The 22,508-nt window shown below is 40.2% G+C and carries 25 protein-coding genes and 1 tRNA gene; 22 read left to right on the plus strand and 4 right to left on the minus strand.

The window, feature by feature from the left end:
* Window positions 1-12: 12 nt before the first annotated feature.
* From AKG34_RS23700 to AKG34_RS23710, 3 genes are read left to right on the plus strand one after another with little or no spacing between them, the layout of a single operon-like run.
* Window positions 13-957 (plus strand): nucleoside recognition domain-containing protein, encoded by a 945-nt coding sequence (locus AKG34_RS23700; RefSeq protein WP_053348595.1) that lies wholly within the window; start codon window positions 13-15, stop codon window positions 955-957.
* Entirely contained in the window at window positions 947-1,615 is a 669-nt protein-coding gene (ppaX, locus tag AKG34_RS23705; RefSeq protein WP_053348596.1) for a pyrophosphatase PpaX, read from the plus strand. The genes AKG34_RS23700 and ppaX overlap by 11 nt, the downstream gene beginning before the upstream one ends.
* Complete coding sequence (locus tag AKG34_RS23710) at window positions 1,612-2,130, plus strand: acyltransferase (RefSeq protein WP_053348597.1); 519 nt, start codon at window positions 1,612-1,614, stop codon at window positions 2,128-2,130. Before ppaX ends, AKG34_RS23710 begins: the two co-directional genes overlap by 4 nt.
* 36 nt (window positions 2,131-2,166) lie before the next feature.
* On the opposite strand, the gene AKG34_RS28150 is transcribed toward AKG34_RS23710, so the two are convergent.
* From AKG34_RS28150 to AKG34_RS23720, 3 genes are all read right to left on the minus strand, one after another.
* A complete protein-coding gene (locus AKG34_RS28150) occupies window positions 2,167-2,310 on the minus strand; it encodes a YwzD family small protein (RefSeq protein ID WP_161804975.1) in 144 nt (47 codons plus the stop codon).
* A gap of 65 nt (window positions 2,311-2,375) precedes the next feature.
* Window positions 2,376-3,011: a class D sortase, LPxTATN-specific gene (locus AKG34_RS23715; RefSeq protein WP_053348598.1), complete on the minus strand. Its 636-nt coding sequence runs from the start codon at window positions 3,009-3,011 to the stop codon at window positions 2,376-2,378.
* 1 nt (window position 3,012) lies between these two features.
* Entirely contained in the window at window positions 3,013-4,062 is a 1,050-nt protein-coding gene (locus AKG34_RS23720; protein ID WP_053348599.1) for a processed acidic surface protein, read from the minus strand.
* A 495-nt stretch (window positions 4,063-4,557) separates the two neighbouring features.
* Between AKG34_RS23720 and AKG34_RS23725 the strand changes: the two genes are divergently transcribed.
* The 15 genes from AKG34_RS23725 (at window position 4,558) to AKG34_RS23795 (ending at window position 18,320) form a co-directional block, all read left to right on the plus strand.
* Window positions 4,558-5,742, plus strand: a complete 1,185-nt coding sequence (locus AKG34_RS23725; RefSeq protein WP_053348600.1) for an ATP phosphoribosyltransferase regulatory subunit — start codon at window positions 4,558-4,560, stop codon at window positions 5,740-5,742.
* On the plus strand, window positions 5,735-6,364 hold the full coding sequence (gene hisG / locus AKG34_RS23730) for an ATP phosphoribosyltransferase (protein WP_053348866.1): 630 nt from the start codon (window positions 5,735-5,737) through the stop codon (window positions 6,362-6,364). The genes AKG34_RS23725 and hisG overlap by 8 nt, the downstream gene beginning before the upstream one ends.
* Before the next feature lie 27 nt (window positions 6,365-6,391).
* The gene (gene hisD / locus AKG34_RS23735; RefSeq protein ID WP_053348601.1) at window positions 6,392-7,672 is read left to right on the plus strand and encodes a histidinol dehydrogenase; all 1,281 of its coding nucleotides are present in this window, start codon (window positions 6,392-6,394) and stop codon (window positions 7,670-7,672) included.
* Between the two features lie 104 nt (window positions 7,673-7,776).
* On the plus strand, window positions 7,777-8,364 hold the full coding sequence (gene hisB, locus AKG34_RS23740; protein WP_053348602.1) for an imidazoleglycerol-phosphate dehydratase HisB: 588 nt from the start codon (window positions 7,777-7,779) through the stop codon (window positions 8,362-8,364).
* Entirely contained in the window at window positions 8,365-8,997 is a 633-nt protein-coding gene (gene hisH / locus AKG34_RS23745; protein WP_053348603.1) for an imidazole glycerol phosphate synthase subunit HisH, read from the plus strand. It abuts the gene before it with no gap.
* Window positions 8,994-9,728, plus strand: a complete 735-nt coding sequence (gene hisA / locus AKG34_RS23750) for a 1-(5-phosphoribosyl)-5-[(5-phosphoribosylamino)methylideneamino]imidazole-4-carboxamide isomerase (protein WP_083450953.1) — start codon at window positions 8,994-8,996, stop codon at window positions 9,726-9,728. The genes hisH and hisA overlap by 4 nt, the downstream gene beginning before the upstream one ends.
* Window positions 9,729-10,487 carry an imidazole glycerol phosphate synthase subunit HisF gene (gene hisF, locus AKG34_RS23755; RefSeq protein ID WP_053348604.1) on the plus strand — a complete coding sequence of 253 codons (759 nt, stop codon included), beginning with the start codon at window positions 9,729-9,731 and terminating at the stop codon, window positions 10,485-10,487.
* Window positions 10,484-11,140, plus strand: coding sequence for a bifunctional phosphoribosyl-AMP cyclohydrolase/phosphoribosyl-ATP diphosphatase HisIE (hisIE, locus tag AKG34_RS23760; RefSeq protein WP_053348605.1), 657 nt, complete (start codon window positions 10,484-10,486; stop codon window positions 11,138-11,140). The genes hisF and hisIE overlap by 4 nt, the downstream gene beginning before the upstream one ends.
* A 384-nt stretch (window positions 11,141-11,524) precedes the next feature.
* Window positions 11,525-13,027 (plus strand): tetratricopeptide repeat protein, encoded by a 1,503-nt coding sequence (locus AKG34_RS23765; protein ID WP_053348606.1) that lies wholly within the window; start codon window positions 11,525-11,527, stop codon window positions 13,025-13,027.
* Between the two features lie 103 nt (window positions 13,028-13,130).
* Window positions 13,131-14,078 (plus strand): thioredoxin-disulfide reductase, encoded by a 948-nt coding sequence (gene trxB, locus AKG34_RS23770; protein ID WP_053348607.1) that lies wholly within the window; start codon window positions 13,131-13,133, stop codon window positions 14,076-14,078.
* 561 nt (window positions 14,079-14,639) lie between these two features.
* Window positions 14,640-15,098, plus strand: a complete 459-nt coding sequence (locus AKG34_RS23775) for an 8-oxo-dGTP diphosphatase (RefSeq protein WP_053348608.1) — start codon at window positions 14,640-14,642, stop codon at window positions 15,096-15,098.
* Window positions 15,099-15,142: 44 nt separating this feature from the next.
* Window positions 15,143-16,045 carry an RNase adapter RapZ gene (gene rapZ / locus AKG34_RS23780; RefSeq protein ID WP_053348609.1) on the plus strand — a complete coding sequence of 301 codons (903 nt, stop codon included), beginning with the start codon at window positions 15,143-15,145 and terminating at the stop codon, window positions 16,043-16,045.
* Window positions 16,035-17,021: a gluconeogenesis morphogenetic factor MgfK gene (locus AKG34_RS23785; RefSeq protein ID WP_053348610.1), complete on the plus strand. Its 987-nt coding sequence runs from the start codon at window positions 16,035-16,037 to the stop codon at window positions 17,019-17,021. The genes rapZ and AKG34_RS23785 overlap by 11 nt, the downstream gene beginning before the upstream one ends.
* Window positions 17,022-17,088: 67 nt before the next feature.
* On the plus strand, window positions 17,089-18,042 hold the full coding sequence (gene whiA / locus AKG34_RS23790) for a DNA-binding protein WhiA (RefSeq protein ID WP_053348611.1): 954 nt from the start codon (window positions 17,089-17,091) through the stop codon (window positions 18,040-18,042).
* A gap of 20 nt (window positions 18,043-18,062) precedes the next feature.
* Window positions 18,063-18,320, plus strand: coding sequence for an HPr family phosphocarrier protein (locus AKG34_RS23795; RefSeq protein WP_053348612.1), 258 nt, complete (start codon window positions 18,063-18,065; stop codon window positions 18,318-18,320).
* A 97-nt stretch (window positions 18,321-18,417) separates the two neighbouring features.
* Here AKG34_RS23795 and clpP read toward each other — a convergent pair whose 3' ends face one another.
* A complete protein-coding gene (gene clpP, locus AKG34_RS23800; protein WP_053348613.1) occupies window positions 18,418-19,023 on the minus strand; it encodes an ATP-dependent Clp endopeptidase proteolytic subunit ClpP in 606 nt (201 codons plus the stop codon).
* 298 nt (window positions 19,024-19,321) lie between these two features.
* Between clpP and AKG34_RS23805 the strand changes: the two genes are divergently transcribed.
* The 4 genes from AKG34_RS23805 (at window position 19,322) to AKG34_RS23820 (ending at window position 22,491) form a co-directional block, all read left to right on the plus strand.
* Window positions 19,322-19,393 (plus strand) — tRNA-Arg (locus AKG34_RS23805).
* Between the two features lie 329 nt (window positions 19,394-19,722).
* Complete coding sequence (gene rpoN, locus AKG34_RS23810; protein WP_236695036.1) at window positions 19,723-21,060, plus strand: RNA polymerase factor sigma-54; 1,338 nt, start codon at window positions 19,723-19,725, stop codon at window positions 21,058-21,060.
* Window positions 21,061-21,074: 14 nt separating this feature from the next.
* A complete protein-coding gene (locus AKG34_RS23815) occupies window positions 21,075-21,317 on the plus strand; it encodes a glutaredoxin family protein (RefSeq protein WP_236695037.1) in 243 nt (80 codons plus the stop codon).
* Between the two features lie 139 nt (window positions 21,318-21,456).
* The gene (locus tag AKG34_RS23820; protein WP_053348614.1) at window positions 21,457-22,491 is read left to right on the plus strand and encodes a sugar-binding transcriptional regulator; all 1,035 of its coding nucleotides are present in this window, start codon (window positions 21,457-21,459) and stop codon (window positions 22,489-22,491) included.
* Window positions 22,492-22,508: the final 17 nt, after the last annotated feature.

The raw sequence follows: 22,508 nt of genomic DNA on the forward strand, positions 1-22,508 counted from the left end.
GGAGAGGGCATAGTGATAGTAGACTCGGTTAAAAAGGGGCTCCTTTCTGGCTTGAATACAACTTGGTCATTGGGAAAAGTGATTTTTCCAGTTACGTTGATTGTTACCGTGCTTCAATATACACCTGTATTGCCATGGATCATTAACTTGATAGCACCATTGATGAATCTCATCGGCCTTTCTGGTGACGCGGCAATCCCGCTCGTTCTAGGGAATTTCTTGAACTTATATGCAGCGATTGCAGGCATATTAACGCTAGACCTGACTGTGAAAGAGATATTTATTATCGCTATGATGTTATCTTTTTCACATAATTTATTAATTGAATCAGGTGTGGCGATGAAAACTGGTGTCAAGCTGTGGATCATTTTAACTGTACGGATTGGACTGGCGCTTTTGTCTGCGGTTGTCATCAATCTCGTTTGGCAGGGCGGATCGGAAATGGCACAAGGAATTGCTATCCGGGATACAGCCGAGATTACAGAGGTTGGTGCCATCCTTTTACATGGGGTTATGCAAGCTCTTTCCGGAATAGCCCAACTGGCGGTTATCGTTATCCCGCTTATGGTCGCCGTTCAAATCATGAAAGATTTAAAATGGCTAGAAGCTTTCTCAAAAGCTCTTGCTCCTTTTATGAGAGTCTTAGGGATGAAGCCAAATGCCTCTATGCCATTTGTAACAGGGTTGACGCTTGGTCTTGCATATGGGGCAGGTGTAATGATTCAAGCAGCGAAAGAAGATAATGTCTCGAAGAAGGATATGACGATTGCATTTATCTTTTTAGTTGCTTGTCATGCTGTTATAGAGGATACACTAATTTTTATTCCACTGGGGATTCCGGTTTTGCCGTTATTACTTATCAGATTAATCACCGCTATTGTGCTAACGATGGTGGTCGCTTATATTTGGAATCGGACTGACAGTGTGCAGAGGAAGGAAGCCGTATATGAACAGTAAAATAACTACATTATTATTTGACCTTGATGGAACGTTAATCAATACTATTGAATTGATTATCGACTCTTTTACAAAAACTTTAGATCATTATTGTCCGGGACAGTTCAAGCGGGAGGATATTATTCCATTTATCGGCCCGACTTTGGTTGATACGTTTTCGTCTATAGATCCGGAACGTATAGATGAAATGATCGCTTTCTATAGGGAGAACAATTGGAAGAATCATGATTTACTTGTGACACAGTATGACGGTGTGTTTGAAACAATTCAAACTTTGAAGCAGAGTGGCTATAAATTGGCGGTCGTTACGACGAAGAAACGTGATGTCGTCGAAAAAGGCCTGCGTTTAAGCAAACTTGACCAATTCTTTGAAGTCGTGGTCACTCTGGATGATGTGGAAAAAGCCAAGCCGGATCCAGAGCCGCTGGTAAAAGCGTTAAACCAACTCGGTTCGGTTCCTGAAGAGGCAATCATGGTTGGAGACAGTTATCATGATATTCTTGGCGGGAAAAATGCGGGTACCAAAACAGCGGGTGTCGCGTGGTCGATTAGAGGACGTGAATTTTTAGAAAGCTATCATCCTGACTATATGCTAGAGCAAATGGCTGACTTACTGAATATCATAGAGATTGAAAAGCATACAGAGGTTAGAAAATGAGACGTACGACCCGCTATCCGGTAGAAGGGGCTAATTCACTTTGGCATGTGTATAAGACCGTACCATTCTGGAAAGTCGTGAAGAACTTTGTGGTGATTCAGTTAGCGCGTTATACACCGTTTTTAAGCATGAAGAATTGGCTTTACAGGACTTTTTTACATATGAAAGTTGGAAAGCATACTTCATTCGCCTTGATGGTCATGCCGGATGTGATGTTTCCAGAAAAAATATCTGTGGGGAAAAATACTGTTATCGGCTATAATACGACGATTCTTGCTCATGAATATTTAATTAATGAATATCGGTTAGGAGAAGTCGTGATTGGAGACGAAGTATTGATTGGAGCCAATTCAACTATTCTCCCAGGACTGACAATTGGAAATGGATCGATTGTCTCTGCTGGTACACTAGTCCATAAAGATGTTCCCGAGGGAGCTTTTGTCGGAGGAAATCCAATGAAAATTATTTATACAAAAGAGGAAATGCTGAATCGGGAACAGCAAACTTCTTTATGAAAATAAGGACTTGCCATTCTATGTGGCAGGTCCTTTTTAATGTAATTTTGGGTATAGTGAAGTCAATTCATTCTTTATTTGGCCGATGAATTCGTCAATCGATATATTCTCTTCGTTAGTTGTAGTATTATACGTATTTTTTAATATTTGAAAAAACTTTTCCTGAGCTTCTTTATCCATTTTGAATTTGTCCTCCTACCCTTTTTTTATGGAGAGAGGGCTGCAAAAGCATGCAGCCCTCATTTTTAATTGTCTATTTCAGATTTAAGTAAATCAGCGATGAGTACATACCTTTCAGGTGCATTACCAATATATGAGAATGGGTAGCAGGTTGTTACAGTAAGTGTGGATTTAGGCTTGGGAACAATCACCGTACGGTCATCAGCATCGACGATACGGACCTTCCTCACTTTATAGGTAAACGTGCCAGCTTCTGTTTTGGTAATAAGCAAGTCACCTTTTCCAACTTCACCAAGTTTTCTGAAAATGGTATCTCGATGTCCAGATAAAACGGAATTATCCATCTCACCTGGTAGGACCGACTCAGCGAAATGGCCGACACCCTTTTCAAGTTCATCTTCATTCGTTCCATGGTAGATCGGAAGTGTTGCCTCAAGCTTTGGAATATAAAGCTCACCTATTAAATCACCTGTTTCCGGTCGTGTATCATATAGTTCATCCTCGTCCGGAGTATCAGCCTTTATTTCAGGGTGTTTAGCTGTTGCCTCAGTTGTTTCAGATTTATTCCATTTATATATGGCATATCCTTTTAACAGTGTATAAGCGTTCGTCGTTGTAAAATAAAAACCCACGATCAAAAAGCAAGCCGCAGTGGCAATCAACCATCTTTTTTTGTGCTTAGAATGCCTATTTTCGCTCATTTTACTTAACGAGTCTCGCTTTTCTAAATAATCCAAATGCAAAGGCTATCATGATTAAACCGATTAATGATCCGAATAGGTAATTTCCAGCTGTTTTAGGCAACACTCCGCCTTTTACAGTTTTATGTGTGGGTTTCTTCTTTATTTTTTTTACATCCACCACTTTAGATATTACCTCAGTAGACTGTTTTAGGTCATTACCGGTTTCTTTTACTAAATTGGAACCAATCATTTCACCTGTCAATTTAAAATCTAGTAAAAGGTTGCCGCTTAAATCATAGATTGAAACTAGTAAACTAGCATTCGTCAATTCATCAAGCTTGAATAATGCTTCAAGGGATAGGTTTGTGGTGACACCGTCCTGTATTAAGGCAAATTTGAATTGAATTTGTAGCAAGCTTTGCAAATCATTATAAATCGAAAGCAATTCCGCTACTTGTTCCGCAGACAATTCATCAATTGTTTCAAAATATTCGAATTGGTCCATCCTATCGGAAATCGCCATTAGACGATCTTCAAAAGCTGGGTCCTCGACGATGGGTAAAAGGTGGTTCATGAATCTTTCAAGCTCTTCGTCTTTAAGACCGATCTCAGTAAAGAGTCCATCCATTAAATCGAGCATCTCTTCCTCATCATATTCCATGTCTTCCTCATCATAATCCATTTCTAAATTAATTAGATCTTCAATGTCATAAATGAAGTGGAAGGTATCGATAATGGATTCTCCCTCTTCAAGTTCGCCGTATTCAATTAATAAGTCCGTAAGTTCTTCTTCGGTCATTTCATATTCATTAAGCAGATTATGTAAAGTCTCAGGAGTGACAGTAGGTCCTAACGTATCACGCAGCTCTGCTACCGATTCTAACTCATCTAATGTCAAGTCGTAGTATGCTAAATAATCTTCCAGTTCAACTTGTGTCATTCTTATTTCAGTCAGATATGCTTTCAGCTCATCCTGGTTAATCATAGTTGCGGCAAAGCTCTTTGTTCCGCTAAAACCAAGCGAAAAAAGAACGACACATGCAACAAAAAACGAAAAAATTCTCTTCAATCTCATTTCCCCCTAAAATAAAATAATACTAATCTCCTAAAAAGTATAAGACAGCCTAAACAAAAGGTATACATCAATAACAAAGATTGGTTGAAGATAGGTGTATAGGTCTAGGGAATAGGATCTAATCCTTTGCTTTTTATTCCAAAAACTTGCTGCTGTAAGATCAGTAACCGTTATTTATTTTGGGAAATAGGGTCAGGCACCTTTTTCTTGACGGGAGATGGGGCCAGGAGTAAACTATTAATAACTTCATCTTGTTACCATATTAGCGAACTAAAGTGATTTAATAGATTATTTCGAGTATTTATATGATTATGTTATTTTTTTTGATACTATTTTATATGTTAGCCCAGTGGGTTTTAAGTGTTTTATCTTGGAAAGATAATTGTATATACAAAAATGAATACTTGTAATGACATTGGTTTTTGCTTAAAGGCGGACCGATTGGAAATATATATATAAAGTAACCATTATTCAAAAGGATGTGCAGTCGTGACTAAGCCATTTATGTTTGAGAAACCGTTAGGCATGAGAGATACACTGCCGGTGCTGTATGAAACGAAAGCCTCGGTCCGAAATAAAATGAGTGATGAAATCAAGAAGTGGGGTTATCAATTTATTGAAACGCCTACTTTGGAATATTATGAAACAATTGGTGAAGCTTCGGCTATTTTGGATCAGCAGTTGTTTAAACTGCTTGATTCTCAGGGACATACGCTTGTACTTCGACCGGATATGACAGCCCCTATTGCACGGGTTGCGGCATCCAAACTGTTAAAACAGCAAATACCGCTTCGCCTTGCCTATTCAGCAAATGTGTACCGTGCTCAGCAGCGTGAAGGCGGCCGACCAGCAGAATTCGAACAGATTGGTATTGAATGTATCGGAAATAAGTCAATCTGTGCCGACGCTGAAATGATTGCGTTACTGGCAGATGTTTTAAAGGCATCCGGACTTCAGGAATTTAAGATTTCCATTGGTCATATCGGATTTTTACAGGAATTTTTCTTGAGCATTCTAGGTACGGAAAAAAGAGCCTCTGTATTAAGGAAGTTTTTATATGAGAAGAATTATGTAGGTTTTAGGGAGCATGTAAAATCACTGCCGCTTTCATCTATTGATAAACAAAGGCTCATCGAGTTTATTTCATTAAGAGGTAGTGAAGGCACGCTGACAAAAGCTTTGGATTTGGTTGAAAACAACAAAGGACAAGATTCTTTAGGTGAACTGAAGGAATTATCTGCGCAGTTGAAAGAATTTGGCGTGGCTCAATATGTGAGCTTTGATTTAACATTAGTCAGCCATATGAGCTATTACACAGGAACTTTATTTGAAGTGTATGCAGATCAAGTAGGTTCACCAATCGGTAATGGTGGCCGCTACGATAACCTGCTTGAAAAATTCGGCTGGAATGCTTCTGCTACGGGTTTTGCCATCCGTGTGGATCGTCTTGCTGAAGCACTTGGGGAACCTATGCAGCCTGTTGCGCCGGAATGTATTTTATTCACTCCCGAACGCAGAATGGAAGCACTTGATTTTGCAAAATCAAAACGATCTGAAGGAAAACGGGTGACGATTCAAGATATCACGGTCGTTCAAAATGTTGATGCGTTTACAAGAACGTTTTCGGAAGTGCATTTATTTGTGGGGAATGGAGGGAATGGAAAAGATGAATAATAGCTTTTTAACAATTGCGATGCCTAAAGGGAGAATCTTTGAAGAAGCGGCAGAGCTATTAAGAAAGGCCGGTTTCCGTCTACCTCCTGAGTTTGATGATTCCCGGAAATTAATTCTTGAAGTAGAAGAGGAGAATCTACGTTTCATTTTAGCTAAACCGATGGATGTTGTAACCTATGTGGAACACGGTGTAGCGGACATTGGAATTGCAGGTAAGGATGTTATGTTAGAGGAAGAACGAGATGTATATGAGTTACTTGATTTGAAAATCAGTGCCTGCTACTTAGCTGTTGCCGGTCTTCCTGGTACGAAAATTAGCGACATCGCGCCCAAAATAGCCAGTAAATATCCAAATGTGGCCTCTAGTTATTTCCGTGAACAGGGAGAGCAAGTCGAAATTATTAAATTGAACGGATCGATTGAGTTAGCTCCTTTAATTGGCTTAGCTGAACGAATTGTGGATATCGTTTCAACGGGACAGACGTTGAAGGAAAACGGTCTTGTTGAATATGCGAAAATTGCTGATGTGACTTCAAGGTTGGTGGCAAACCCTGTCAGCTACAGGATAAAAGAAGCAAGGATTACTGAAATTGTGGATCGCTTAGCAGAAATTATAGAATAGTAAAAGAATCGCTAATGAGGTGAGCGTATGAAAATTGAACGGTTAGCAGAAGGAATTTCACTGAAGCGCTCGGTTGATGCAGGTACGGCTGATCAACGAAAAGCGGTTCAGGATATTATTTATGATGTAAGAAAAAGCGGAAACGCCGCTTTATATAATTATACTGAGCGTTTTGATGGTGTAAGTCTTGAGGAATTACTCGTTTCCGAACAGGAAATTGAAGAAGCAACAGCAGCGTTAACAGTAGAGCAGCTTGCAATAATCCAAGAAGCGGCAGATAATATTCGATTGTTTCACGAGAAACAAATTCGCAATTCATGGATTACCACTGATGATACGGGAACAATGCTTGGACAAAAATTAACACCTCTTGATGCGGTTGGAGTGTATGTCCCAGGTGGCACAGCAGCATACCCTTCATCTGTACTGATGAACACAATGCCGGCTAAAGCTGCAGGGGTGGAACGAATCGTTATGGTATCTCCTCCAGGAAAAGATGGAAAATTGACGCCAGCGGTTTTAGCGGCAGCGAAAATTGCAGGAGTGACAGAGATCTATAAGGTTGGAGGCGCTCAGGCTATAGCGGCTCTTGCTTATGGGACAGAAACAATTGTGAAAGTTGATAAAATAGTAGGTCCAGGAAATATATATGTGGCGTTAGCAAAACGGGAAGTATTTGGGGACGTTGCCATCGATATGATTGCCGGGCCTAGCGAAATAGCCGTGTTAGCTGACGATTCGGCAATTGCTTCAGAAGTGGCAGCGGACTTGCTATCACAGGCAGAGCATGATGCACGTGCTTGCAGTGTTCTGGTGACGACTTCAATGGAGCTGGCTGAAGAAGTGTCAGCGGAAGTGAACAAGCAGGTAGCGTTACTTCCACGCCGTGATATTGCAGCTGCATCCATTAACGATTATGGACGAATTGTTGTATGCGAAAATATGGTGGAAGCTGTTGGTGCCATCAACGAACTGGCACCAGAGCATTTAGAAATTGTGACATATAATTCACTCGAAGTAATGGCTAAAATTCGCCATGCAGGGGCCATCTTTATTGGTCGCTTTAGTTCGGAGCCAGTCGGTGATTATTTTGCAGGCCCAAACCATGTGTTGCCTACTAATGGGACGGCCCGCTTTTCCAGCCCGCTGAATGTGGATGATTTCCAAAAAAAGTCCAGCATCATCATGTACAGCGAAACCGCCTTCCGTCAAAATGCGGAGAAAATCGCTGCCTTTGCCCGCATGGAAGGCCTCGAAGCTCATGCCCGCGCAATCGAATCTCGCGGTGCGAATAAACTTGGGAAATAAGGCCTGACCCCTGAAAATAATACGGAAAACATTGATATAAAAGTATTTGTAATGCATTTTTGCATCTGGGAAATGGGGTCTGACCCCAATGAGGAGGAGTTGTAATGGAGCGTTTTGCTAGTGTGGAGCGGAAGACGAATGAGACTGATATTAGCTTGAAGTTTGGTGTAGATGGGGAAGGGAATTCCTCAATTATGACGGGTGTTCCGTTTATGACGCATATGCTTGATTTGTTCACGAAGCACGGGAAGTTTGATTTGACCGTTGATGCGAAGGGCGATACAGAAGTCGATGATCATCATACAACTGAAGATATTGGTATTTGCTTAGGTCAAACATTATTGGAAGCTCTTGGAGACAAGCGTGGTATAAAGCGTTACGGAAATGCTTTCGTGCCTATGGATGAAGCACTTGCGCAGGTTGTCATCGATTTAAGTAATCGGCCGCATCTTGAGTTACGTGCAGAGTTTCCTTCACAAAAGGTTGGTACCTTCGATACTGAATTAGTGCACGAGTTCCTTTGGAAGTTTGCGCTTGAAGCCCGGATGAACCTTCATGTTGTCGTTCATTACGGTCACAACACGCATCATATGATTGAGGCGATATTTAAAGCGCTTGGGCGAGCATTGGACGAAGCTACTACCATTGATCCTCGGGTTAAAGGTATTCCTTCAACGAAAGGAATGTTGTAAATGATAGGAATCGTCGATTACGGAATGGGGAATTTATTCTCTGTCAGTAAAGGGCTGGAAAGACTTGGAGCTGACTCATTCATTTCCGATGATCCAGAAGAACTTTCTAAAGCGACAGGCATTATTCTTCCCGGTGTCGGTTCTTTCAGAGATGCTATGAGTCTGTTGGAAAAACAAAAGCTTGATGAATTCCTGAAAAAATACGTAGCCGGTGGAGGTTATTTATTAGGCATATGCTTGGGTATGCAGCTTCTCTTTGATGAAAGTGAGGAAAATGGACCAGCAAAAGGATTATCCCTCATCCCAGGTAAAGTAGTTCGTTTTACGGGGATGGATGCCAATGAGATGACTTATAAGGTGCCGCACATGGGCTGGAATCGTCTTGAATTTAAACATGTATCGCCAGTGATCGAAGGCCTTGAAGAGGAACACGTTTATTTCGTCCATTCTTATTACGCTGATACTGATGAGTCATACATTACCGCTTCAGCAACTTATGATGTGGAAGTACCGGCGATTGTTGGCAAAGGAAATGTATTTGGGATGCAGTTTCATCCGGAAAAAAGCGGCCAGATGGGCATGTCACTCTTGAAAAATTATTTGACATTAGTAGAAGGGAAGGGAGAAGCTTGAGCAACTTTACGATTTACCCAGCGATTGATATGCGTGGAGGCAAATGCGTTCGCTTAATCCAGGGAGACTACAATCAGGAAACGGTTTATGGCGATTCCCCCTTTGATATGGCTAAAGGTTTTGCGGACCAAGGAGCGGATTGGATACATATGGTCGATCTGGACGGAGCAAAAGAAGGCGTTCGTATCAACGATTCCTACGTTATTAAAGCAGCCAAAGAGTTAGGTGCCCGCGTCCAAATTGGTGGAGGCATTCGAACGGAGCAGGACATTGCTCATTATCTTGATAATGGTGTAGAGCGTGTAATTCTAGGTAGCTCGGCCGTTTCAGACCCGGAATTTACTAAAGATATGATCAGAAAATATGGAAACCATATCGCGATTGGCATTGATGCGAAGGATGGTAAGGTTGCCACTCATGGCTGGCTTCAAACGTCAGAAACACAGGCCATAGAGCTTGGGAAACTACTAGCTGATGCTGGCGCAGAGACATTTATCGTGACCGATATCGCAACAGACGGCATGCTTTCAGGGCCAAATGTGCACGGGATTGTGGCAATGGCGAAGGCAACTGGCAAAAATGTAATTGCTTCTGGCGGCATTAGTTCGCTCGAAGATCTAATCACCCTCAAGGAGTATGAAGCTCAAGGTGTTGCAGGGGCGATTATTGGCAAGGCGCTTTATACTAATCGCTTTACTGTAAAAGAAGCGGTAGAAAAGGTGCGTGGTTAAATGCTGACCAAAAGAATTATTCCTTGTCTGGATGTAAAAGACGGACGTGTGGTTAAGGGGATACAATTTGTTTCCTTAAGGGATGCCGGGGATCCAGTCGAGCTAGCTGCCTTTTACGACCAAGAAGGTGCTGATGAGCTTGTCTTTCTTGATATTTCTGCTTCACATGAAGGAAGGGAAACGATTGTTGACGTCGTTCAAGCGGTTGCAGGCAGTCTAGCAATCCCGTTTACAGTTGGCGGCGGTATTAATTCGCTAGCTGATATGAAGAAGATTTTACGTGCTGGTGCAGATAAAGTATCTTTAAATACAGCAGCTGTTTTACGACCTGACTTAATTAATGAAGGTTCCGATTATTTTGGTGCTCAATGTATCGTAATTGCTATTGATGCGCGATATGATGAAGAGCTTGGCTCATGGCGCGTTTATACCCATGGCGGACGAAAACCGACTGAATGGGAAGTAATTGATTGGGCGAAGGAAGCGGTCACACGTGGTGCTGGTGAAATTTTATTGACAAGCATGGATTGTGACGGAGAAAAACAGGGCTTTAATATCGCATTAACAAAAGCAGTATCGGAAGCAGTTTCGGTTCCTGTTATTGCTTCTGGCGGCGCAGGTAATGCGGAACATTTCCAGGAAGCATTTGAAGAAGGAAAAGCGGACGCAGGGTTAGCAGCCTCAATTTTTCATTATAAAGAAACATCTGTTAAAGAAGTCAAAACGTTTCTCAAACAACAAGGAGTGGTTGTACGATGAATCTCGAAACTATTATATATGACGAAAAAGGTCTGGTTCCGGCGATTGTCCAAGATGCAGGAACTGGCGAAGTGCTGACACTTGCTTATATGAATAAAGAATCCTTGCAATTATCCATAGAAAAAGGAGAAACCGTGTTCTTCAGCCGTTCACGCAATGAGTTATGGCATAAAGGAGAAACGAGCGGAAATACGCAAAAAATCACAGAAATGAAGTATGACTGCGATCAGGATGCAATAGTCGTTCGTGTTGTTCCGGCAGGGCCGGCATGCCATACAGGTGCAACAAGCTGTTTCAGCGAAACGATTTACCAAAATAAAGAAGCGCAACAAGCGGTACAGACAAATGTGACTTTCTTGACGGAATTAGAGAAATTGATTGGAAAAAGAAAAACAGAAATGCCTGAAGGATCTTATACAACCTACCTATTCGATAAGGGCGTTGATAAAATCTTGAAAAAAGTAGGGGAAGAAGCTGCTGAAGTGATCATTGCTGCTAAAAACCGCGATGCTGAAGAACTTTCTATGGAAAGTGCAGACCTTCTATATCACTTATTTGTTCTTCTTCAAGAACAGGAATTGCCTTTCCAAGCAGTGCTTGATGTACTGAAGGCCAGACATTCTGATAAGGACGAACCTAAAGAAAATGAATAAATAAATAGTCAAATACCCTCCCAAATCCGGAGGGTATTTTTCCTTATAAAGGTTTTTTTCTGAGTGTTTACGACGACAATCATCAACGAATCAAGGTAAAATTAAAGTCATGAGCCCGTAAGATTACCGGGTTCATGCCCTCAAGGCTGTCTAATTAAATAAAGTGTCTAACTTTTTGGGTTCACTTCATAATCATGGCTCTTTTTTTACACCTGTGAAGGAAAACATTTATGAGAAAATGATGATTCAAAACCTGTGTATTTTGCCTGATAATTTCTAAATAAAAGTATCACAAATCCATTTTCCATTTTCTTGAATTGTTCGGCAAATATTCTTCAATATGTTATAATACTATGGTTAATCAACTTGTAGATGGAGGATTACATGAGTAAAGACTCTAAATTTGGCCAACAGGCAAAAATTCTAACCTTTCACCCGACAGGTGAGTATTATTTCACCAAGGGTCTAAAAGCATATCATAGACGAGAACTACCTAAATCAAAAAAATACTTGGAACGTGCGCTGGAACTTGAACCGTCAGAACCGATGATAGCCTGTCAATTGGCAATCACCTGCTCAGAGATCGGCGAATATAATTATTCAAATAACCTCCTGGAAAATATCTTGGATGTGATGGATCCATATATGTCGGAATGCCATTACTTCCTTGCGAATAATTATGCTCATTTAGGCATGTTCAAGGAGGCTTACCGCCACGCGAGTGCATACCTGGATAAAGAAGAAGACGGAGAGTTCAGCGATGATGCAGAGGATCTTCTTGAACTTATTACCTTCGAGTCGGATGAATCCGAAGAAAATCTCTTTAAGCATGATGGACTAATTTCCAAGCAGGAAAAGGCTCGTGAGTATTTAGAATCGGGGAATTTCCCTAAGGCAATTGAAGTACTAAAAGAAACGATTGCCGAATACCAGGATTATTGGTCGGCTTATAATAATCTAGCACTTGCTTATTTTTACCTTGGTCAGGTAGATGAAGCTTTTGAAACGTTGGATGAGGTACTTGAAAAAAGTCCAGGGAACTTACATGCGCTTTGTAACCTGGTGGTTTTCCATCATTATCAACAGGATGAGGATAAGGTGGAAGAGCTTATACAAATGCTCGAAAAAATTCGGCCGATGTTATCTGAACATCGCTTCAAGCTTGGTGCGACTTTCGCGTTAATCGGGAACTATGCATCCGCATATAAATGGCTAAAAATATTGCAGAAACAAGGGTTTGAAGGAGATGGGACCTTCTACTATTGGCTTACCATATCGGCCTTCCATTTAGGACATGAACAGGCAGCTAGAAAAGCTTGGAAAAAGGTTGTAGAAATGAATCCGGAAAAAGAAGGCATGGAGCCTTGGGGAGATATGAATGCAACTTCTGATGGTTTTGAACATCATTTTCCTTCCATTATAAAACGGCTTGAAAGCGAATTTATTGAAGAAAGACTGTTTGCTATTTTCCTTTTGAAACATTCGGTTCATAAGCAAAAGCTATTGAAAAACCAGGTCCTCAACCTGAATCAGAACTTCACTGACTTGGAAAGGGATTATGCAGACCTGGTGCAAGCTCCTGCAAAAAATCGTCAACTGACACCCATTGATTTTGCCGATCGAACGGCTGAATTATTATATCAGCATTTTCAACCGATTCAATTAGATGAAGCTGGGCTCTATTTAATGTGGTTTTCTGTCTTCATCGAAGCGGTTAAATCAGAGCAAAAGCTTAATAATCCAGCAGGCTGGGCATCTGCAGTCGAATACGTGTGGAATCAGCTTAAAAATGAAAAGATGAGCAAGCAGGCAATAGCAGACAAACATTTCATATCGGTGTCGACCTTATCGAAGTATGTAAAATTGGTTCAAACGCTCCTAGAGTGAGCAGATATTTGGACGAAAAATTATTTGTTATATAGGATAATAGGTAGGGAACACTAACCTTAGTGAAGGTTCCATTTGTTATGGAATATGGAGGAGTGAGAACATGTCTGAAGAAATTTATGACGTTGTTATTATCGGAGCTGGTCCTGCTGGGATGACGGCTGCTGTCTATACATCACGTGCGAACCTTTCAACATTGATGTTAGAACGCGGAGTACCAGGCGGCCAAATGGCCAACACAGAGGAAGTTGAAAACTATCCAGGATTCGACACAATCCTCGGACCTGAACTTTCAACAAAAATGTTTGACCATGCCAAGAAATTTGGTGCGGAGTATGCCTATGGTGATGTTAAGGAAATCATCGACGGGGAAGAGTATAAAACAATTGTTGCCGGTTCTAAAGAATTTAAAGCTCGTTCGATCATTATCTCTTCAGGTGCCGAATACAAGAAAATCGGCGTTCCTGGCGAAAAAGAATTAGGCGGACGTGGTGTATCGTATTGTGCTGTTTGTGATGGAGCATTCTTCAAAGAAAAAGAACTGTTCGTTATCGGCGGAGGGGACTCTGCAGTTGAAGAGGGTGTGTACCTAACTCGTTTTGCTTCGAAAGTAACGATCGTTCACAGACGTGAAGAGCTTCGTGCACAGAAAATTCTTCAGGATCGTGCGTTTGCCAATGAAAAAATTAACTTCATCTGGAATCATACTTTGAAGCAAATTAATGAAGAAGGCGGTAAAGTTGGTGGTGTCACTCTTGTTTCCACAGTAAATGGAGAAGAGAAAGTAATGGACGCAGACGGTGTATTCATCTATATCGGAATGTTGCCACTAACTAAGCCATTTGAAAAATTAGGCATCTTGAATGCTACAGGCTACATCGAAACGAATGATCGGATGGAAACACGGGTCCCAGGTATTTTTGCTGCTGGAGATGTTCGTGAAAAAACTTTGCGCCAAATTGTTACAGCAACAGGTGATGGAAGTATTGCTGCTCAATCTGTTCAGCATTATGTGGAAGAACTTCAAGAAAAGTTGCAACCGAAGGCTTAAGTATAATAATTTATATACAAAAATTTACACATCGTAATTCTGTTTTAATTATGTTGTAACACCAGTGAAATAATGATTGGGTATAGTAAGAGTAGAAGTTGACCCCCTTTTATTATAAAACGTTGAGGACACAGATTAAGAATCTGTGTCCTATTTTTCGTTTCCTGCTTTAAGACTATATCTTCCCTACCATTTTCTAGGGAGAATCAATATGTTGTAATAGAAAGTAAGATAGCCATCTGCATTTAGGGAATGAAAGTGGAGAAGAATAGGAGGTAAGCTAGAGAAAAAATTCACTCGGTAATTCCACGAGATGAATATTCCCCCAATGCAGGAAGGTTACTTTATTGTTAGCTTATTTCAAAAATAGTATAATGATAAGATATACTAAACATATATCATTCATAAGGGTAAGATTTAAAATACAGCTTGTTTGAACTATAAGCATTTGTAAATCGCCAAATGGATGTCTAGCGGCGGTTTAAAGATATAAACTGAATCTCTGGAATGCAAGAGTGAAGGTTTCTATAGTCGAGCAGAGGCCAATTTGAGGTGAAGAACGTGCAACGTGTCACAAACTGTGTATTGATTAAGGATAATCAAATCTTATTATTAAAAAAACCAAGACGTGGATGGTGGGTCGCTCCTGGTGGCAAGATGGAGCCCGGAGAATCCATACGTGATGCCTGTATAAGAGAATTTCGAGAAGAAACAGGCGTTTATTTAAAAAACCCTACCATCAAAGGCATTTTCACCTTCATTATGAAGGATGGGGATAAGGTGTTGTCAGAATGGATGATGTTTACTTTCTTTGCTACGGACTCTGATGGTGTCAATGTAGATGTATGTGAAGAAGGGGAGCTTTTCTGGCACCCTATAGAAGATGTTAAAAAGCTGAAAATGGCTGAAGGGGATTTTCACATTCTGGACTATATGGTTCATGGAAGTGGAATTATTTACGGAACGTTTACCTATACACCTGAATTTAAGTTGCTTTCTTATCGACTAGATCCAGGTTAATATTTACGTATAAAAAAGATTGCTATACATGGGGGCGGAGAAAAATGAGTACAGGGCAGATGAATGAAACGCAATTGGTCATCATAACTGGAATGTCAGGAGCAGGAAAGACAGTGGCGGTTCAAAGTTTTGAAGACCTCGGCTTTTTTTGCGTCGATAATTTGCCGCCCACTTTATTGCCAAAGTTTTTGGAGTTAATGAAGGACTCTGGGAATAAGATGAATAAAGTAGCACTTGTTATGGATTTACGGGGGAGAGAATTTTTTGATTCCTTATTTCTTGCTTTGGACAAATTAACAGAAACATCATCGGTTTCACCAAGAATTCTTTTTCTTGAAGCTGATGATGATTCCTTGGTCCGTCGATATAAGGAAACGAGAAGGACCCATCCATTAGCTCCATTAGGCCGGCCATTAGAAGGTATTAAAATGGAACGGGAACTCTTGGATGAACTAAAGGGCAGGGCTCAGTTGATTTTTAATACTTCACAGCTGAAGCCACGTGAATTAAGGGAAAAAATTGCTTCAGAATTTTCAACGGATAAAAGTGTAGGATTTACAGTCAATGTCATGTCCTTTGGGTTCAAGCATGGTCTACCTATAGATGCAGACCTTGTGTTTGATGTACGCTTTCTACCGAATCCGTACTATATTGACCACATGAGGCCAAAGACGGGGTTGGAGGAAGAAGTATCTAGCTACGTTTTAAAATGGAGTGAGACACAAAAGTTTTTAGAAAAGGTAACAGATCTGCTTACCTTTATGCTTCCATATTATAAGCGTGAAGGGAAAGCGCAACTTGTTATTGCGATTGGGTGTACAGGAGGTCAGCACCGTTCTGTAGCATTGACCGAGTATATTTCGAACTACTTCCAAAAGGATTACAGGGTTCAGGTGTCTCATAGAGATATCGAAAAAAGTAAGGGGAAAGTAAAAGATGTTAAATAAAAAGAACCGGCCTAAAGTTGTGATCATTGGAGGGGGAACCGGCCTTCCGGTTTTATTAAGAGGATTAAAGAAGCATCCAGTGGATATAACAGCAATCGTTACGGTAGCTGATGATGGTGGAAGTTCAGGGCGCCTTCGTGAGGACATGGATATCCCCGCACCTGGTGATATTCGTAACGTTCTTGCTGCATTGTCAGATGTAGAGCCTCTTGTTGAGCAAATGTTTCAGCATCGCTTTCAGAGTAAAAATGAGTTGTCCGGGCATTCGTTGGGGAATCTGATTCTCGCTGCTATGACCTCATTAACGGGAGATTTTGTCCATGCAATCCAGGAAATGAGTAAATTCTTGAATGTCCGGGGTAAAGTACTGCCAGCTGCCAACCAAAGTGTGGTTCTCCAAGCGGAAATGGATGATGGATCGATTGTTACTGGAGAATCCAAAATCCCCTTTTCAGGAAAGAAAATAAAAAAAGTATTTCTGTCGCCCCAACATATAAAGCCGCTCAGTGAAACTCTCCAAGAAATCAAGCAGGCAGATCTTATCGTCATCGGTCCAGGAAGCTTATATACTAGCATTCTGCCTAATCTACTTGTTCCAGATCTTGGTGAAGAAGTAGGCCGCTCTAAGGCGAAGAAAGTGTACATTTGCAATTTAATGACACAAGCAGGCGAGACGCTGGATTATAGCGCAAGCGATCATATAAAAGCTATATATGATCATATGGGAAATGCATATATTGACAGGATACTTGTTAATAATGAGGAAATACCGTCTGAAATTCAGGAACGTTATAAAGCTGAATATGCCAAACCGGTTGTGTACGATGTGGAAAGTTTAAAAAGAATGGGTCTTGAAATCATACAAGAACGCATTTTTAGCTATGAAGGTAATGTAATACGCCATGACACTAAAAAAGTGGCAGATTTGCTTTATAATATGCTTGTAAATGAAACGAAAAGCCATATAGTTCCGTAGATATAAGTGGAGACTGCTTTTTGACTAATAAAAAGAGATTACCTGCGTTCGATTGGGGGTGAAATGGATGTCTTTTGCTTCAGAAACAAAAAAAGAGCTTACTACATTGGAAGGAAAGGATTGTTGCGGAAAAGCAGAATTGTGTGCACTTATCCGGATGAATGGATCCCTTTCATTTTCTAATCGGAAGCTTGTTGTGGATATTCAAACTGAAAATGCAGCGATTGCCAGACGGATTTACACGCTGTTGAAAAAAAGTTATGAGGTCCAGGTCGAGCTGCTGGTTCGTAAAAAGATGAAGCTTAAAAAGAATAATGTTTATATTGTCAGGATGTCATCTGGAGGGCAGCGGATTTTAACCGATTTAGAAATTTTAGGCGAAGGCTTTGAAATTCTCCATGCTATATCCGATACTATTGTTGGGAAAAAATGTTGTAAGCGTTCATATCTAAGAGGTGCATTTCTTGCGGGAGGTTCGGTCAATAATCCGGAAACGTCTTCCTATCATCTTGAGATTTACTCACTTTATAAAGAGCACAATGATGCGCTTTGTGAGCTAATGAATAAGTTTGGTTTAAAGGCTAAGACGCTAGAACGTAAAAAAGGGTATATCATTTATTTAAAAGAAGCCGAAAAAATTGCTGAGTTTTTAAGTATTGTGGGAGCTCATTCAGCTTTATTAAGGTTTGAGGATGTAAGAATTGTCCGTGATATGCGTAATTCCGTAAATCGCCTTGTGAATTGTGAAACAGCTAATTTGAACAAAACGATTGGGGCCTCATTGCGTCAGGTTGAAAATATCCATTACATTGAGGATACGGTAGGATTAAATATTTTACCAGATAAGCTTCGGGAAATTGCGGAGCTAAGGATAGCATTTCAGGATATAACCTTAAAGGAACTTGGAGAAATGGTATCAGGAGGAAACATCAGTAAGTCGGGGATTAATCATCGGTTGCGAAAAATTGATGAAATAGCTGATAGACTCCGTGGAGGAGAAGCTATTGCTGCGAAAAAATAAAGCTAACAGGGGAGATCAAGATGGTGGAAAAACAAGTAGAAGTACGACTAAAAACAGGTTTACAAGCACGACCGGCGGCTCTTTTTGTTCAAGAAGCTAACCGCTTTCATTCAGATGTTTTCCTTGAAAAAGAAGGAAAAAAAGTGAATGCAAAAAGTATTATGGGATTAATGAGTCTTGCCATTAGCTCTGGCGTGTCCGTCAAGCTTATTGTTGAAGGCCGTGATGAAAAAGAAGCAATAGAGGCATTAGAAGAATTCGTACAGCAAGAAGGATAAAATAAGAGGATGCCGACAAGCATCCTCTTAATGTTTTCACATAAAAGAAAAAGGACTCAAAAGTCGCTTTATGCTACTTTCGAGTCCTTTAGTTTTATTATTTGTCTTTTTTATCTTCAAGATTGCTACGAGTGATGACTTTGTCAATCAAGCCATATTCAAGAGCTCTTTCAGAGGTCATGAAGTTATCGCGTTCTGTATCTCTTTGAAGGACTTCTATAGGTTGTCCAGTACGTTCTGCTAGGATTTGGTTTAATTTGTCTTTCAAGTGAAGGATACGGCGGGCTGCAATTTCAATTTCGGTTGCTTGACCTTGAGCTCCTCCAAGTGGTTGGTGAATCATGACTTCACTGTTTGGCAGGGCATAACGTTTGCCTTTTTCACCAGCAGCCAATAGGAATGCGCCCATAGAAGCAGCCATACCAATACATACAGTTGATACATTTGGTTTAATATATTGCATTGTATCGTAGATAGCCATACCAGATGTGATGCTTCCACCTGGGCTGTTGATATATAAAGTAATATCTTTTTCAGGATTTTCTGCTTCTAAAAATAGTAATTGAGCAACAATAGAATTGGAAACATTGTCATCAATTGCGCTTCCAAGCATAATGATCCGGTCTTTTAATAAACGGGAATAAATATCGTAGGCACGCTCCCCACGACTTGTTTGTTCGATAACTGTAGGAATTAAATTCATGTTCATTTCCTCCTTCGATTAAGAGAATCATTTAAATTCTTTATGTATGTATGATACACTTTTTGGTCAATTTAGGTCAAACAAAACAAACCCTATAATTGATAATTTGTTCGACAATTTTCTAGCTAAGTCTCCTTCCTAATTAAATTTATTTATAATTATGCCGCACAGGGATGAATTTCCACATTACCCATAATACCCAAAAGCCGAAGTTTTAAACCTGATAACCCTTGCAAAGGAAGGCATTCTATCATATAATAAAGTCTGTCGAAAAAAATAGTAACTGAACTTCTATTTCGCCCTCGTAGTGCAACGGATAGAACGCAAGCCTCCGAAGCTTGAAATGCAGGTTCGATTCCTGCCGAGGGCATTACCAATCTCTTGCTTAATTAAGTGGGGGATTTTTTATTTGTCATTTTTAAGTGAAGGCATCCGATGGATCCAAGCGATTTTTGATGAATTTAATCGATTTCCGTAAATTTCCATCGAATCATGTAATGTCATCCTCTTTTGGAAAATATTAGTCATAAACCTTGGAAAATGTTGATTTCTCAATAAAAATAGTTGTGAAAATCGCATTCCTGACATATAGTATTTAAAACAAACACACTATTCAGAAAAAAACGTAAGCGTTTTCATGGGTTTTTGTGTAGAATTTTCTCCTGATAATGTAAAATGGAATGGGGGAGGGATGAATCGATGAGTATGAATATGAAAGCAGGACTTTTTCAACAGCAAACATTAAAAATGGCAATGACCCAGGAGTTGATGCAAGCTATTACATTGTTGCAGTACTCCGCACAAGAGCTTTCCGCTTTTTTAGAAAATAAAATGGTGGAAAATCCATTACTGTCCCTAGATCAGCCAACATCTGCTTTGTTTCAACCAACCCTTGACCGGAAAAAGGGTAAACGAACTCTTAAAAATACGTATGATGCCAATTATTGGATTGAACAAATCAGTGAAGATACCCTTTCACTTGAACAGCATGTCATGTCGCAAGTGAATCACCAGCAACTTTCTGGTGAGCAGCAGAAGGCAATGTTGCTCTTAATTCATAACCTTGATGAAAACGGTTACTTGCGAATCCAGCTGGAAGATATATGTGTTCCGGGGATATCTTCAGTCGTTTTAGAAGAGAGCCTACGACTTTTACAGCAACTCGAACCGCATGGGCTTGCAGCGAGGAATCTTCAAGAATGTCTTTTACTTCAGGTAAAAGCAGAAGGTGTGAATTTGCTGGCAGAATCGATCATAGAAAACCATTTCCTCGATTTTGCTGAAAAGCGGTGGAAAGACTTAAGTAAAAAAATTGGCGTTACAATGAAGGAGATTCAAGAAGTTTTTGATTATGTCCAGACATTGAATCCGCGTCCTGCTTCACTCTTTTTTCAGGAAAAACCATCCTATATTGTGCCGGATGTAGTCGTGGAAGTTCGTGACGGAATCCTGCTTGTCGGGAATTATGATGGTAACACACCCAATCTTAATGTGGATAAAGGGTATTTAAACAGAATGAAGAGTCATAAGGACCAGGGAGTGCAACGTTTTATCCAGGATAAGTGGCAAGAATACCAATGGATCTCAAGAGGGATTCAACAGAGAAAAGAGACTATATTGAAGGTTATTCAGTGTATAGTCGAAAAACAGCCAGCGTGCTTTCATCACGGTTTAAATTATTTAAAGCCGATGACCATGAAAGAAATCGCCGACGAGCTTGGCATACATGAGTCCACAGTAAGCCGGGCTGTTAAAGGGAAATACGTGCAGACACCATTTGGTACGATAGAGATGCGGATATTTTTCACTACTTCTTTACAATCTGTCGGCCTTGATGAAGATATGTCGGGCATGCAAGCAAAAAAAAGCCTCCAGGCAGCGATCGATAGTGAAAATAAACAAAAGCCGCTTTCGGACCAGGACTTGGCTGAACGATTAAAAGAGGAGAATGGAATTATTCTGGCACGTCGAACTGTCGCCAAATACCGCGAACAATTAGGGATTCCTTCTTCATCTAAACGAAAAAGATATGATTGAAAAGGATGAGTGATTTGGAATCAAATGTGTTTGTTTTATACAGCAGGGAAAAATGTCCATTATGTGAAAAGGCCAAACAGGTTCTTGAAGAGATTAAATTTGAATCAGGTATAGTATATACGGAAATTGATATCTATTCAGATGATGCTTTACTTGAAAAGTTCGGGCTTATGATTCCTGTTATAGAATGGAAAGGTAATATAATTCAATTCGGAAATGTTGATAAATCAGCTTTAAATAGGCTTGTGGAAAAATAATTTTTCAAATCATTTGAAGAAACATTCCGTTCCTGCTAGAATAAAATATGTAGCAGGAATATTTTTTTGTTTTAAGTGGGACATTAAATGACTATACGGGACATAAAGTGTCCAACTTTAACTTTTAGGAGTTTTAAACATGCGTACATTACTCGAGGTACAAAGAAAATTATTACCTGATTTCCTTATGGTTATGCAAAAAAGATATGATATCCTGCGTTATATCAAAATGATGCAGCCAGTTGGAAGGCGAAGTCTGGCAGTTAGCCTTAATTTGACGGAGCGAACGCTAAGAGGTGAGGTTGATTTTCTGAAAAGTCAGAACCTGATAAATATATTCAGTTCTGGAATGACTCTCACTGATGAAGGGATGGAGATCCTGGATAAGTTAGAAGGAATAATGCGTGAAGTAATGGGTATTGACATAATGGAACGGAAGTTGCAGGACATATTACAAGTTGATGAAGTCATCATAGTCTCTGGTAATTGTGATGAAATTCCATGGGTGAAAAAAGAATTGGGCAAAGCGTGTGCAAACCGTATGAAACAAGAGTGGGAATCAAAGAATACCATTGCTGTTACAGGTGGATCAACAATGGCCGAAGTAGCTAATTCTTTGTCACCTGATGAAGCGTCAAGGAAATTGACATTTGTCCCTGCTCGCGGTGGAATTGGTGAAGCTGTACAGAATCAAGCTAATACCATTGTAGAGAAAATGGCACATAGGACGCATGCCTCGTACCGAGTGTTATATGTACCTGATCAATTAAGCGGTGAGGTATATGCTTCCTTTATGAAAGAACCTGCAATTAAAGAAGTTATTTCCCAAATCAAGTCAGCCGATATGATTATCCATGGAATTGGTGATGCTTTGGCAATGGCTAAAAGAAGAAATTCTACACCAGAAATGTTAAAGAAGCTGATTGATGGAAATGCTGTAGGAGAAGCATTCGGTTATTATTACGATGAAAACGGAAAAGTTGTCCATAAAGTTTTGACTGTCGGCATTCAATTAGATGATCTTAGCCCTGAAAAGCGAGTGATTACTGTAGCAGGTGGGAAAACTAAAGCAAAAGCAATCCGTTCATATATGAAAGGCGCACCTTCATCGACGGTTTTAATCACCGATGAAGCGGCAGCACAAGAGTTAATACAGGGGAATTATACCCCTTAATATATTTGCGAACTTAA

The sequence above is a fragment of the Peribacillus butanolivorans genome (assembly GCF_001273755.1).
Classification (GTDB): domain Bacteria; phylum Bacillota; class Bacilli; order Bacillales; family DSM-1321; genus Peribacillus; species Peribacillus butanolivorans.

Excerpts from the sequence above, each read along its gene's own strand:
- hisD (WP_053348601.1), top strand. The coding sequence starts at position 6,392 with ATGAAAATTGAACGGTTAGCAGAAGGAATTTCACTGAAGCGCTCGGTT.
- ppaX (WP_053348596.1), top strand. The coding sequence starts at position 947 with ATGAACAGTAAAATAACTACATTATTATTTGACCTTGATGGAACGTTA.
- clpP (WP_053348613.1), bottom strand. The coding sequence starts at position 19,023 with ATGAATTTAATTCCTACAGTTATCGAACAAACAAGTCGTGGGGAGCGT.
- rapZ (WP_053348609.1), top strand. The coding sequence starts at position 15,143 with ATGAGTACAGGGCAGATGAATGAAACGCAATTGGTCATCATAACTGGA.
- hisIE (WP_053348605.1), top strand. The coding sequence starts at position 10,484 with ATGAATCTCGAAACTATTATATATGACGAAAAAGGTCTGGTTCCGGCG.
- AKG34_RS23710 (WP_053348597.1), top strand. The coding sequence starts at position 1,612 with ATGAGACGTACGACCCGCTATCCGGTAGAAGGGGCTAATTCACTTTGG.
- AKG34_RS23715 (WP_053348598.1), bottom strand. The coding sequence starts at position 3,011 with ATGAGCGAAAATAGGCATTCTAAGCACAAAAAAAGATGGTTGATTGCC.
- AKG34_RS23820 (WP_053348614.1), top strand. The coding sequence starts at position 21,457 with ATGCGTACATTACTCGAGGTACAAAGAAAATTATTACCTGATTTCCTT.
- AKG34_RS23785 (WP_053348610.1), top strand. The coding sequence starts at position 16,035 with ATGTTAAATAAAAAGAACCGGCCTAAAGTTGTGATCATTGGAGGGGGA.
- whiA (WP_053348611.1), top strand. The coding sequence starts at position 17,089 with ATGTCTTTTGCTTCAGAAACAAAAAAAGAGCTTACTACATTGGAAGGA.
- AKG34_RS23765 (WP_053348606.1), top strand. The coding sequence starts at position 11,525 with ATGAGTAAAGACTCTAAATTTGGCCAACAGGCAAAAATTCTAACCTTT.
- rpoN (WP_236695036.1), top strand. The coding sequence starts at position 19,723 with ATGAGTATGAATATGAAAGCAGGACTTTTTCAACAGCAAACATTAAAA.
- AKG34_RS28150 (WP_161804975.1), bottom strand. The coding sequence starts at position 2,310 with ATGGATAAAGAAGCTCAGGAAAAGTTTTTTCAAATATTAAAAAATACG.
- hisB (WP_053348602.1), top strand. The coding sequence starts at position 7,777 with ATGGAGCGTTTTGCTAGTGTGGAGCGGAAGACGAATGAGACTGATATT.
- AKG34_RS23795 (WP_053348612.1), top strand. The coding sequence starts at position 18,063 with ATGGTGGAAAAACAAGTAGAAGTACGACTAAAAACAGGTTTACAAGCA.
- hisF (WP_053348604.1), top strand. The coding sequence starts at position 9,729 with ATGCTGACCAAAAGAATTATTCCTTGTCTGGATGTAAAAGACGGACGT.
- trxB (WP_053348607.1), top strand. The coding sequence starts at position 13,131 with ATGTCTGAAGAAATTTATGACGTTGTTATTATCGGAGCTGGTCCTGCT.
- hisH (WP_053348603.1), top strand. The coding sequence starts at position 8,365 with ATGATAGGAATCGTCGATTACGGAATGGGGAATTTATTCTCTGTCAGT.
- hisG (WP_053348866.1), top strand. The coding sequence starts at position 5,735 with ATGAATAATAGCTTTTTAACAATTGCGATGCCTAAAGGGAGAATCTTT.